Origin of the sequence: uncultured Enterovirga sp., from assembly GCF_964242715.1 — a bacterium.
Classification (GTDB): Bacteria; Pseudomonadota; Alphaproteobacteria; order Rhizobiales; family Beijerinckiaceae; genus Enterovirga.
In genome coordinates, this window is the sequence record NZ_CAXTAZ010000084.1 from 1 (window position 1) to 11,241 (window position 11,241).

Below are 11,241 nucleotides of genomic sequence, written 5' to 3' on the forward strand. Positions count from 1 at the left end.
ATGCGCTCGACCTCGCCGCCGAAATCGGCGTGGCCGGGGGTGTCGACGATGTTGACCCGCGTGCCCTTCCAGACGACCGAGGTGGCCTTGGCCAGGATCGTGATCCCGCGCTCTTTCTCGAGATCGTTCGAATCCATCGCCCGCTCGGCGACTCGCTGGTTTTCGCGGAAGGATCCCGATTGCGACAGGAGCTTGTCGACGAGCGTCGTCTTGCCATGGTCGACGTGGGCGATGATGGCGATGTTGCGGAGGTTCATGCGGGGTCGCTCACGACGGCAGGCCCCGTGTCTCGTGACGCGGGGCGCTCGGCGGTCGCTCGTAAGATGGCTGCTGCGCTGCACATAAGGGAGAGAGGCCGTTTGGGCAATGGCGACCCACGTCATTCCAGGCCGCGCCTATCGGCAGCTGGACAGAACCGTAACTCACGGCAGGCCGGCGGGTCGGAAGCGATCCAGAGCTGGTGCGAGCCATGGTCCGGCATCACGGCGTCACAATACTCGCTCCTGCCGGCGAAAGCCGGCATCCAGGGCCTGGGCCCCGGCTTTCGCCGGGGGAGCGGAGGCCAGGCACGCGCCGTCCCCAACGGGGAGAGGGTTCGCCCGACCCGACCGGCGCGCGCCTGCAGCTTGGCGCAGCGCCCGTTCGGGCCCATACCGTGGCGATGTCGGGCCCGGCTCCCCTCCTGTTCGATCGCGCGCTGGCGCGGCGGCGCCTGAGCCGGGCGCTGGCCGGGCGCTATGCGGGGTTCCTGCTCGAACGGGCCTCGGCGGAGCTCGAGGACCGGCTCGCGGCCGTGATGCGGTCCTTCCCGCGGGCGCTCGATCTCGCCACGCCGATTCCGGCGGCTGCCGCGTTGCTGGCGCGGGACGGGCGGGTCGGCGAGGTGGTCCGGCTCGCCGGTATTCCAGATCCCACCGCCTCGCTGGTGGGCGACGACGAGGCCCTGCCCTTTGCGCCGGCGAGCTTTTCGCTGGTCGTCTCGCTTCTCGCGCTGCACGGGTCGAACGACTTGCCGGGTGCGCTGGCCCAGGTGCGGCGCTGCCTCGCGCCGGATGGCCTCTTCCTCGGCTGCCTGCTCGGCGGAGAGACCCTGACCGAACTGCGGCTCGCCTTCGGTGAGGCCGAGAGCGAACAGGAAGGCGGGGCGAGCCCCCGCGTCGCGCCCTTCGGGGATGTGCGCGCCCTCGGCGGCCTGCTGCAGCGGGCGGGCTTCGCGCTCCCGGTGGTCGATCTCGACCGCGTCGTAGTGCGCTACCCTCACATGTTCGCCCTCATGGCCGACCTCCGGGCGATAGGCTGGACCAACACGCTCGTGGAGCGCCGCCGCACACCCCTTCGGCGCGCGACCCTCGTCCGGGCGGCGGCCCTCTACGGCGAGCGCTTCTCCGACCCGGACGGCCGGATCCGGGCGACCTTCGACCTCGTCTGGCTGTCCGGCTGGGCGCCGCATGAAAGCCAGCAGCGGCCGCTCCGGCCGGGCTCCGCCCGGACGAGACTCGCAGAGGCCCTCGGCGTGCCGGAATTCGGCCCCGACGGCATTTCAGGAGACGGATCATGAAGCAGCCAGGACCCGACCATCCGATCACGATCGAACCGAATCCGCGCCGCGTCCGAGTGCTGGTCGGCGGCGTGATCGTGGCCGAGACGACGCGCGCCCTCACGCTGAAGGAGGCGAGCTACCCGGCCGTGCAATACGTGCCCCGGGAGGACATCGCGCAGGACCTGTTCGACCCCTCCGAGCGGCGCTCGCATTGTCCCTACAAGGGCGAGGCGAGCTATCACACCGTCTCGGCCGGAGGCCTCGTCCGCCGCGACGTCGCCTGGAGCTACGAGACGCCACACCCGGCGGTCGCCGCGATCGCCGGCCGTCTCGCCTTCTATCCCGACAAGGTCGATGCGATCGAGGAACTCACCTGAGCGGTCAGCCCAGGCCGGCCGACCCGACGAGGTCGATCAGGGCCGGGATGAGCGGCGCGTCGGCGGGCGGCATCGGATAGCCGCGGAGGTCGCGCGGCCGCACCCATCGCAGCCGCTGGCCTTCCAGGCCGGTCGCCATGCCCTCCCAGCGCCGGCAGACATAGAGCGGCATCAAGAGGTGGAAATCCGGATAGGCGTGGCTCGCGAAGGTGAGCGGCGCCAGGCAGGGCTCCTCGACCGCGAGGCCCAGCTCCTCGCGGAGCTCGCGGATCAGGCATGCCTCCGGCCGCTCGCCCGGCTCGACCTTGCCGCCCGGGAATTCCCAGAGGCCGGCCAGGGACTTGCCCGCCGGGCGCTCCGTGATCAGCACCCGGCCGTCGGGGTCGATCAGGGCCACGGCGACGACGAGGAGTAGCTTCACTTCGACCGGAGGGATCACTGGCCGAAACGATATTGCAGCGTGACCCCGCCGGTGACGTCACGCGCCTTGACGCTCGGAAGGAGACCCGCCTGCGGATCGATCTGCACTTTCCCGACCTCGCCGAAGCCGCCGATCGAGGTCTTGGGGCCGAGCGGGACCTCGTAATCCGGGGTCAGCGCGGTGCGGCGCGCCTTTCCGGTCGGGTCCGGAACCGCCTCGGGAAGCTTGACGCCGCCGCGCCCCACCGTCCCGGGCCTGACCGGGGGAAGGCCGTCCTCCTCGTCGCCCCAGAGATGGACGTCGCCCGCAGAGTTTTTTCGGGCGCCCAGCACAGGCTTCGGATCGGCGGCGGCACGACCGGGCGTGGCGAGCGGCAGTTCCGGAATCGCGGGGCCGACCCGGCTCGCAGCCAGGCGCGGATGACCGGGTGGGCGGAGAGCCATGGGCGGCCCGTAGGGGCCCGTTCGGACGAATGTCGGGATCTGGGCCGGGGCGTCGGGCCAGGTCATGTCCGACGCGCGAAGATTGTCGGGCCAAGCGAGGACCAGGCCCACCCCGACCAGGAGCAGGGCCAAAGTCCGCGATTTTTGCAACCTCACCGTCACGGCTGCCCGATCGCCACGACGAGTTCGACCTCGGACGAGACGCTCAGGGAGCCGGCCTCGACCGGGACCGCAGGAGGGGGCGGCGGAGAAGTGCCCCCCGAAAAGCGAAAGGACGCGACCGGCCGAGCCGGACGCGCGCCGGAGCGGATCTCCTCGATTCGGCCGAGCTTCACGCCCGCCGCCTCCGCGATCACCTCGGCCTGCCGCAACCCGTCCTTGACGGCGGCGGCGAGGGCCTCGCGTTCGAGCTTGCCCGGGTCGGCGAGTTCGAAATTGACCCCGTCGATCCGGTTGGCACCGCCATCCACGACGATGCGGAGGAAATCGCCCAGCCGGGCAAGGTCGCGGACCCGGATCGCGACGCTGTTCGTGGCCTGGTAGCCGTCCGGGCGCTGCTCGCTCGCATTGCCGTCCCGGACGGTCCGGAAGGCCGGCTGCAGGGAGACGTAGCTCGTCTGGAGGTCGCGCGGCTCGATCCTGAAGGTCCGGGCGGCCACCACGATCTTCGCGGCCGCGACGGATGTCAGGTCGATCGCGCCGGCAGCGGTCGGGGCGCGGGCACCGACGCCGATCGAGATCGAGGCGAAGTCGGGCGCGGCCTCCAGCGTCGCCTTCCCGGTCAGGTGCAAGCGCGGGCCGGGCAGGGGTCGCGGCGGCTCCTGGGCGAGGGCCGGCGCGAGCAGGGCGAGCGAGAGGAGGGCGGCGAGCCTCATGACCGGTAATCCCCGTTGATCTCGACATAGGCCTTGGTGAGATCGCAGGTCCACACGGTGGCGCGGCCGTCACCCAGGCCGAGGTCCACCCTCACCGTGACCCCGTCCTTTTTCATGACCGCCGAGGCCTCTTCCTCGTCGTAATCCGGGTCCCGTGCCCCGTCGGTCGCGACCCGGATGCCGCCGAACCAGATCGAGAGCCGGTCGCGGTCGGCCGGCTCGCCGGCCTTGCCGACCGCCATCACGACCCGGCCCCAATTCGCATCCTCGCCGGCGATGGCCGTCTTCACGAGCGGTGAATTCGCGATCGACATCGCGATGCGGTGGGCCGAGGCATCGCTCTCCGCTCCCCCGACCTCGACGGTCACGAACTTGCGCGCCCCCTCTCCGTCGCGGGCGACCTGCTGGGCCAGGTCCTTGAGGAGGTCGTCGAGGGCGTCGCGAAAGGCCGCGAGCCGGGGATCGTCCCGGCTCTCGATCCGTGCGCCGCCGGCCTGGCCGGTGGCGAAGAGAAGGAGCGTGTCCGAGGTCGAGGTGTCGCCGTCGACCGTGGTGCAGTTGAAGCTCGTGGCAGCCCCCTCGGCGAGGAGGTCCTGCAAGAGCGGGGCCGCGATGGCGGCGTCCGTGAACACGAAGCTCAGCATGGTGGCCATGTCGGGCGCGATCATGCCGGCGCCCTTGGCCATCCCGTTGATCGTCACCGACGTTTCACCGATCCGAATGGAGCGGGTCGCGACCTTCGGAAAGGTGTCGGTCGTCATGATGGCGCGCGCCGCCTCGAGCCAGCCGTGCGGGGCCGCGCGCCCGGCGCAATCCGCGAGCACGCCCTCGAACTTCCGGGCGTCGAGCGGCTCGCCGATGACGCCGGTCGAGGCGAGAAACACCTCCTCGGGCCGGCATCCGGCCGCGCTCGCGGCGACCTCGGCCGTCAGCCGCGCGGCGTCACGCCCTTTCAGCCCGGTGAAGGCGTTGGCGTTGCCGGAATTGCAGACGAGGATCCGGGCCCGGCCCGAAGCGAGATTGGCCCGGCACCAATCCACGGCGGCCGAGGGGCAGCGGGAGCGCGTGAACACGCCCGCGATCTCGGTGCCTTCGTCCAGCGCGACGTAGAGGACGTCGGTGCGGCCCCGGTAGCGGATGCCGGCCTCGGCGGTCGCGAGCCGGACGCCCGCGATCGCCGGCATGTCCGGAACCTGTTTCGGCGCGAGCGGGGACACGGAATGGGACACGCGGCGGCCTCGCTCTTGTGCCGCCTGAATCGCGGCCGGAGGCCAGCGCTTTCCATATCGTCCGGCAGCCCGCAAGCGCCGGACGGTAACGCCCTCATCCGCTCATCCCGGCTTTCGCCGGGTGAGCGGTGCGGACTGCGCCGAAGCTATCTCGGCGCCGGCGCTCCCGACGCCGAGACGCGCGAGCGGATCATGAAGTTGTCGAAGGTGTATTCGGCCACCTGCCACCAGAGATATTCCTCGTTCCGGAAGGCCCGGCAATGCTCGTAGAGCTTCTTGAAGGCCGCGTTCTTGGCCGAGATCTCGTCATAGAGCTCATTCGAGGCTTTGAAGCCGGCCTCCAGGATCTCCTGGCTGAACGGCCGGAGCTGGGCGCCGGCGGCCACGAGACGGCGCAGGGCGGCCGGGTTGCGGGCGTCGTATTTCGCCGTCATCTCCATGCCGGCGTGGTAGGCCGCGCTGTTCGCGACGGCCTTGTAGGTCTTCGGCAGCTCGTCCCACTTCGCCTTGTTGAACCAGAAGCTGACGCCGGGCGCACCCTCCCAGAAGCCGGGGTAATAGTAGAACGGTGCGATCTTGGCGAAGCCGAGCTTCTCGTCGTCATAGGGCCCGACCCATTCGGCCGCGTCGATCGTGCCGCGCTCTAGAGCCGGATAGATGTCGCCGCCCGGGATCTGCTGCGGGACGGCGCCCATCTTGGCGAGGACCTGACCGGCGAGGCCGGCGATGCGGAATTTGAGGCCCTGGAGGTCGGCGACCGTCTTCACCTCCTTGCGGAACCAGCCGCCCATCTGGGTACCCGTGTTGCCGCCCGGCAGGGTGTAGACGTTGAACTGCGAGACGTATTCGTTGACGAGGTCCAGGCCTCCCCCGATCATCAGCCAGGCATTCCGCTGGCGCGCATTCATCATGAAGGGGATGTCGGCCATGATGGCGAGCGCCGGGTCCCGGCCGACATAGTAATAGCCCGGCCCGTGGATCATCTCGACCGTGCCGTTCGAGACGGCGTCGAGCGCCTGCGGCATCCCGACGATCTCCCCGGCCGCGAAAGGCTGGATCTGGAACTTGCCGTCGGTCATCTCCGAGCAGAACTTGGCAAAACTCTCGGAGGCGCCGAACAGGGTGTCGAGCGACTTCGGGAAGGTCGACGACAGCCGCCATTTGATCTCGGGCGAGGATTGCGCGATGGCCGGCGCGGCGACCGTGCCAGCCGCAAGACCGACGCTTCCGGCCTTGAGAAATTGACGACGCTTCATGGACGTTCCCCTTGCCGCGATCACCCTTCGCGGGTGTCACTTGGGATCACGTTGCCACGAAAACGCCCGCCGTCGAACCCCCTTCTAAAGCCTATGGTTTCGGGGCGGCCGCGGCCGGCGCGTCAACCCGCTCCACCTTGCCGGTCTTGCGGAGCGCCAGGACCGCGTCCTGCTGCGCCTTGCGGACCAGATACTGGTCGATCTGTTCCCGCATCTCGGCAAAAACAGGCACCGGCTTTGCGCGACGGGCGACCACCTGGATCACGTGCCAACCGAATTGGCTCTTCACGGGTTCGGAGACCTCGTTCGGCTGCATCTTGAAGGCGGCTTCCGCGAAGGGCGCGACCATACGGTCCCGGGTGAAGAAGCCGAGGTCGCCGCCATCGGTCTTCGAGCCCGGATCGGTCGAGAGCTCGGCCGCGACCTTGGCGAAATCCTCGCCCGCCTTGACCCGGGCATAAGCCGTCTTCGCGTCCGCTTCCTCGGTCGTCAGGATGTGCCGGGCATGCACCTCCTCTTCGGGCTTCATGTCCTTGACGGTCTCGTCGAAAACCTTCTGCGCCGCCTCCGGCGTGACGGCAGCCTTGGTCTGGCGCTCCAGGTATTCGTCCACGAGAAGCTTCTCGCCGAAATAGGCGAGGCGGCGCCGAAATTCCGGCGCAGCATCGATCTTGGCGGATTTCGAGGCCCGCGCGCCGAGCCGAAGATCGATCACGTAGCCGATCAGGACCTCGCGCTTCTGGGCCTCGTCCGTGCCGGGCAGCGACAGCGCCGGGTCTTCGGCCGCAGTCGTGAGATCCGCCTCCGTGATCGGCTCGCCGTCGACCCGCGCGACCACGCGTGCCGGGTCGGCCGGCTTCGCGGCCGCGGGAGCGGCGGGAGCCGGTGCTGGTGCCTGTGCGAGCGCGGGGGCTGCGAGCGAGAGGCCGAGCGCGAGCGTGCCGACGCAGGAGAGGAGAGCGAGTTTCATGCAGGGATCCTGGTGAGGGAAAAGGGGGCGGGCGGCCTGCCGCGGTCGGGGCTCAAGTGGCGGCCCGGTCCGGGTCTGGCAAGGGCGGCTCAGGGGCGCTCGCCCGTGCCGTCATGGCGCAGGTCGGCCATGATGCCGGGGATCTCGCGCAGCAATTCGCGGGCGAGATAGCCGAGCGGCCCGACGCTGCGGGCGAGCCGGTTGCCGGCCTCGCCATGCAGGAACACGCTCCAGAGCGCAGCCTGGACCGGCTCGGCCCCGCGGCCGAGGAGGCCCGTCATGAAGCCCGCCAGCGTGTCCCCCGATCCGGAGGTGGCGAGGCCGACATTGCCGTGCGAGCAGGACCATCTCTGCCCGTCAGGGGTGGCGATGAAGGAGCAGCTGCCCTTCAGGACGACGATGATGCCGAGATCGCGCGCGGCCCGGAGCGCCGTCGCGGCCGGGTCTGCCTCGATCTCCTCCTTGTCGATGTCCAGGATGCCGGCCATCTCGCCCGTATGCGGCGTGATGAGGAGGCGCCCAGCCTGCCGGGCCAGCGCCTCGCGGCAGGATGCGATCCGCATCATGGAGGCCGCGTCGAGCACGATCGGCGGGCCGTCGAGGCCTTCGAGAACCGCCCGGGTGAGCCTTTCGGTATCGTCGTCCTCGTCGAGACCGGGCCCGATCAGCACCGCGCGGCATTTGTTGCCAAGTTCCACGATCCGCTCGGCCGCCTCGACGGCGAGCGAACCCGATTCGTTCTCGGCGAGCCCCGCGGCCATGGCCTCCGGCACGGCGAGCCCGAGCGGAATTCCGAGCGAGGCGGGCGCTCCGATCTGCAGCTTGCCCGCCCCGGCCCGGAGCGCCGCGGTGCCGGCGAGGAGAACGGCGCCGGGAAGCTCCCGCGATCCACCGACCACGAGAACCCGGCCGCGCTCCTCCTTGCCGCCGCCGTCGCCGGGTTCCGGCAGCGGCATCGAGCGCAGCAACGCGCCATCGACCGTGATGGGCTTCGTCATCGGGCTGCCACCACGGCGTCGGGCTCGGATGTGACCGGGGTCCCCTCGTCTTCGAGCGGGACGGTGTGGTTGTAGGAATAGAGCGCGAGGGAGCCGTCCTTGCCGCGATGCGGATCGAACCGGTACTCGGTAACCGAGCAATTCGCGACGTCGCCCTGCCTGTCGATCTCGAGGATCTGCTCCTCCGTCATATCTTCCAGCAGGTAGCGGCAGCACAGGACTACGACCTGGTGGCCGACGATGAGAACGCGCCGCTCGCCATGGCGCAGCCCCATCGTGTCGATCGCGCTCCGGAGCCGAAGGATCATGTCGCACCAGCTCTCGCCGCCGGGCGGCCGGTGGTAGAACTTGCCGAGGATACGGCGGAACTCGGCCTGGTCGGGGTGATGCTCGCGGATGCCGAGCGTGGTCAGTCCGTCGAGGACGCCGAACTCCTTCTCGCGCAGGCGCTCGTCCGTGACGACCTTCGGATCCTCGGACACGAAGCCGCCGACCGAGCCGATCAGGGCCGCCGTCTGCTGGGCCCGCACATAGGGCGAGCACAGGATGACCTCGGGACGCTCGCTTTCCGGTTTTTCGGCGAACCACCGACCGAGCGAGCGCGACTGACGTTCGCCCAGGAGCGATAGCGGGACGTCGACATCCCGGCCCTCGACGTCGATCCGGGCCAGCCCGGCCGCATGCGCGGCATCCCGCGCGACGTTGCCGGCGCTCTCGCCGTGGCGAACGATCCAGAGGGTTTCGGGCCAGCTCGATGTCATGGGGTCGGGTTCTCTGGGTGCGGCAGCGGAGCCTCAACCGCCGCCGCCGCCCGGCGTTCCGCGTCCTTCGGCAGGTCGGGGACGGTCGCGAGAATTCAGCTCCCGGGACCGGTCGTGTATGCGACCCGCAGGCCGGAGGACGGGCCGGCTGCGAAAGGTTGCTACGTGTCCGCTGAGGGGATCGCGCAGGACGGGGAACGGGGGCGGTCGAGGATCCGTCCGAAGGCGGCCGAGCGCACGCCCTTTCTGCCGAACCTGCAAGTGCTGAGAGGCGCGGCAGCCCTGTCGGTGCTGCTCTATCACGCCTCCGTCTACCTAAAAGCGACACGCGGCGCGGCGACGCCGCTCGCAGTCTTCGACGCCCGTTTTGGGATGATGGGCGTCTGCGTCTTTTTCGCCATCTCGGGTTTCCTGATGGCCCGCCTGGTGGCCGCTGATCCCCCGGGGCTTTTTCTGGCGCATCGGATCGCCCGAATCCTGCCGCCTTACCTCGCGGTCGTCGCCTGCTTCGCCCTCGTGTTCTGGGTGGCGGGGCTCGGCTTCTCGGTCAACCTTCTCGCCCTGACGCTCGCGCCGACCGGCATGAGGACCTACCCGCTCAATGTCGAATGGACCCTGGTCTTCGAGATCACGTTCTATCTCGGCCTCTTCGTGTTGGCGCTCTTCGGCTGGGCGCGGCGGATCGAGGGGTTTGCGCTCGCCTGGCTGGTTGCGCTCGCCGCGTCCCCGTTGCTGCTCCCGGCGGAGACGCGCGACCTGTTGATGCCGCCGATCCACCTTCTTCCGTTCTCGCCCGCGAACGTCGCCTTCGCGGGCGGGCTCCTCCTGCCGCGCCTCATCGAACGGGGGCGATGGCCGGCCTGGCTCGGCCTCGTCGCGCTGCCGCTCGCCCATGCCAGCACGGGCGTCGGCCTCGACGGCGGCCGGTGGTTCGGCGGTGTCGCGGCGATCCTTCTCGTCGGGACGGCGGCGACGATCCGGCAGGTCTCCGCTCTCGATGGGGTTGGGCGCGCCCTGATCCGGCTCGGGGATGCCAGCTACGTCCTCTACCTGGTCCACGTGCCCACGATTCTTTTCGGCCTCGCCTTCGCCCCGAGGGGCTGGCACTGGGCTCCGCTCTGGGCCGTCTGCGTCCTGGCGCCGCTCGCGCTGTCCCTGGTGCTCGGACCATGGGACGTCCGCTCGTATCGATGGCTGAAGCGTCAGATCGACAGGGTTCCGGCCCGGACGCTGCTCGCCGCGGGACTGGCCTACCTCGCCGTGTTTGCCGGCGCCGGCACCTATGGCAGCGCGATCGCGGCGCTGGAGGCGGGGCGGCGCGGCCGGGCGGAGGCCGCGCTCGACGCCCTCCCGGCCGAGGCGAGGCGCTCGCGCGAGAGCCTGGAGGCTTTCATCCGGAGCACCGGACGGGCGCTGCCGGAGAGCGTGCGGGGCGCACTCGATCCTGCGGCGCCGGGTTCGGATGTCGTGACCGGCTGGGCGCTCGATCCGGGACGGCCCGACGGCGAACTCCATCTCGGCCTGTTCTGCCAGGAACGGCGAGCCGGGCTGGACGCACCGCGACGGCGCCGGCCCGACATAGCCGGCAGGCCGGAATATGCGGTCTTCCGCTCGCGCCGCATCGGTTACCGGATGCAGACGGGGCCGGATTGTGCCGGGCACCTTCCCCTTGCCGTGGTGATCGACGATGCCGGCCGGATGGCGGTGCTCCCCCGCTGAGGCCGAACGCGCCGCCAGGGCCCACCTTTCGGCCTCGTCTTCCTATTCGGGTGCGCGGCCCCCTATATGCGGCTATAGGACGGCCTCCCCCATTCCCTTCGCCTGCCGTCACGGGTTCACGCATGCTCGGTGCTCTCGCCAAGAAGATCTTTGGCTCCGCCAACGATCGGCGCCTCAAGACCTACGCTCCCAAAGTGGCGGCGATCAACGCGCTCGAGCCCGAGATGGCGGCCCTCTCGGACGAGGCGCTGAAGGCCAAGACCGCCGAGTTCAGGGCCGAACTCGCGGCTGGAAAGACGGTCGACGATCTTCTCGTCCGGGCCTTCGCGGTGGTCCGGGAGGCGGCGAAACGCACGCTCGGCCAGCGCCACTTCGACGTGCAGCTGATCGGCGGCATGGTGCTGCACGAGGGCTCGATCGCCGAGATGAAGACCGGCGAGGGCAAGACGCTCGTAGCGACGCTCGCCGTCTACCTGAACGCGCTCGAGGCCAAGGGCGTCCACGTCGTCACCGTCAACGACTATCTGGCCAGCCGCGACTCGGAATGGATGGGGCAGGTCTACCGCTTCCTTGGCCTCACGGTCGGCGTGATCGTGCACGGGCTCGACGATGCCGAGCGCGCCCAGTCCTATGCCTGCGACATCACCTACGG

Annotated in this window: 12 protein-coding genes and 1 pseudogene; 4 read left to right on the top strand and 9 right to left on the bottom strand. The window is 70.0% G+C overall.

From position 1 onward, the window contains the following. Positions 1-257 (bottom strand): GTP-binding protein (locus ACFE87_RS23850; RefSeq protein WP_375462153.1); only part of this gene is annotated, 257 nt, incomplete at its 3' end. Positions 258-661: 404 nt separating this feature from the next. Here ACFE87_RS23850 and ACFE87_RS23855 point away from each other — a divergent pair. Both ACFE87_RS23855 and ACFE87_RS23860 read left to right on the top strand, forming a co-directional pair. After that, complete coding sequence (locus ACFE87_RS23855; protein WP_375462163.1) at positions 662-1,558, top strand: methyltransferase domain-containing protein; 897 nt, start codon at positions 662-664, stop codon at positions 1,556-1,558. Continuing rightward, positions 1,555-1,917, top strand: coding sequence for a DUF427 domain-containing protein (locus ACFE87_RS23860; RefSeq protein WP_375462154.1), 363 nt, complete (start codon positions 1,555-1,557; stop codon positions 1,915-1,917). Before ACFE87_RS23855 ends, ACFE87_RS23860 begins: the two co-directional genes overlap by 4 nt. A gap of 4 nt (positions 1,918-1,921) precedes the next feature. On the opposite strand, the gene mutT is transcribed toward ACFE87_RS23860, so the two are convergent. The 8 genes from mutT to ACFE87_RS23900 form a co-directional block, all read right to left on the bottom strand. After that, entirely contained in the window at positions 1,922-2,356 is a 435-nt protein-coding gene (gene mutT / locus ACFE87_RS23865) for an 8-oxo-dGTP diphosphatase MutT (RefSeq protein ID WP_375462155.1), read from the bottom strand. Then, a complete protein-coding gene (locus tag ACFE87_RS23870; RefSeq protein ID WP_375462156.1) occupies positions 2,353-2,847 on the bottom strand; it encodes a hypothetical protein in 495 nt (164 codons plus the stop codon). Before ACFE87_RS23870 ends, mutT begins: the two co-directional genes overlap by 4 nt. Positions 2,848-2,939: 92 nt before the next feature. After that, positions 2,940-3,656 carry an SIMPL domain-containing protein gene (locus ACFE87_RS23875; protein ID WP_375462157.1) on the bottom strand — a complete coding sequence of 239 codons (717 nt, stop codon included), beginning with the start codon at positions 3,654-3,656 and terminating at the stop codon, positions 2,940-2,942. After that, positions 3,653-4,840: a bifunctional glutamate N-acetyltransferase/amino-acid acetyltransferase ArgJ gene (argJ, locus tag ACFE87_RS23880; protein ID WP_375462164.1), complete on the bottom strand. Its 1,188-nt coding sequence runs from the start codon at positions 4,838-4,840 to the stop codon at positions 3,653-3,655. The genes ACFE87_RS23875 and argJ overlap by 4 nt, the downstream gene beginning before the upstream one ends. A gap of 191 nt (positions 4,841-5,031) precedes the next feature. Then, on the bottom strand, positions 5,032-6,141 hold the full coding sequence (locus ACFE87_RS23885; protein WP_375462158.1) for a TRAP transporter substrate-binding protein: 1,110 nt from the start codon (positions 6,139-6,141) through the stop codon (positions 5,032-5,034). Positions 6,142-6,232: 91 nt separating this feature from the next. Next, positions 6,233-7,111: a peptidylprolyl isomerase gene (locus ACFE87_RS23890; protein WP_375462159.1), complete on the bottom strand. Its 879-nt coding sequence runs from the start codon at positions 7,109-7,111 to the stop codon at positions 6,233-6,235. An 89-nt stretch (positions 7,112-7,200) separates the two neighbouring features. Beyond that, positions 7,201-8,109 carry an NAD(P)H-hydrate dehydratase gene (locus ACFE87_RS23895; RefSeq protein WP_375462160.1) on the bottom strand — a complete coding sequence of 303 codons (909 nt, stop codon included), beginning with the start codon at positions 8,107-8,109 and terminating at the stop codon, positions 7,201-7,203. Beyond that, complete coding sequence (locus tag ACFE87_RS23900; RefSeq protein ID WP_375462161.1) at positions 8,106-8,870, bottom strand: histidine phosphatase family protein; 765 nt, start codon at positions 8,868-8,870, stop codon at positions 8,106-8,108. Before ACFE87_RS23900 ends, ACFE87_RS23895 begins: the two co-directional genes overlap by 4 nt. A 165-nt stretch (positions 8,871-9,035) precedes the next feature. Between ACFE87_RS23900 and ACFE87_RS23905 the strand changes: the two genes are divergently transcribed. Together ACFE87_RS23905 and ACFE87_RS23910 are read left to right on the top strand one after the other, a co-directional pair. Further along, positions 9,036-10,589: an acyltransferase family protein gene (locus tag ACFE87_RS23905; protein ID WP_375462162.1), complete on the top strand. Its 1,554-nt coding sequence runs from the start codon at positions 9,036-9,038 to the stop codon at positions 10,587-10,589. 122 nt (positions 10,590-10,711) lie between these two features. Next, positions 10,712-11,241, top strand: a pseudogene (locus ACFE87_RS23910) (preprotein translocase subunit SecA); the annotation flags it as partial.

Excerpts from the sequence above, each read along its gene's own strand:
- ACFE87_RS23855 (WP_375462163.1), top strand. The coding sequence starts at position 662 with ATGTCGGGCCCGGCTCCCCTCCTGTTCGATCGCGCGCTGGCGCGGCGG.
- ACFE87_RS23885 (WP_375462158.1), bottom strand. The coding sequence starts at position 6,141 with ATGAAGCGTCGTCAATTTCTCAAGGCCGGAAGCGTCGGTCTTGCGGCT.
- ACFE87_RS23895 (WP_375462160.1), bottom strand. The coding sequence starts at position 8,109 with ATGACGAAGCCCATCACGGTCGATGGCGCGTTGCTGCGCTCGATGCCG.
- ACFE87_RS23860 (WP_375462154.1), top strand. The coding sequence starts at position 1,555 with ATGAAGCAGCCAGGACCCGACCATCCGATCACGATCGAACCGAATCCG.
- argJ (WP_375462164.1), bottom strand. The coding sequence starts at position 4,840 with ATGCCGGCGATCGCGGGCGTCCGGCTCGCGACCGCCGAGGCCGGCATC.
- ACFE87_RS23890 (WP_375462159.1), bottom strand. The coding sequence starts at position 7,111 with ATGAAACTCGCTCTCCTCTCCTGCGTCGGCACGCTCGCGCTCGGCCTC.
- ACFE87_RS23900 (WP_375462161.1), bottom strand. The coding sequence starts at position 8,870 with ATGACATCGAGCTGGCCCGAAACCCTCTGGATCGTTCGCCACGGCGAG.
- ACFE87_RS23875 (WP_375462157.1), bottom strand. The coding sequence starts at position 3,656 with ATGAGGCTCGCCGCCCTCCTCTCGCTCGCCCTGCTCGCGCCGGCCCTC.
- ACFE87_RS23870 (WP_375462156.1), bottom strand. The coding sequence starts at position 2,847 with ATGACCTGGCCCGACGCCCCGGCCCAGATCCCGACATTCGTCCGAACG.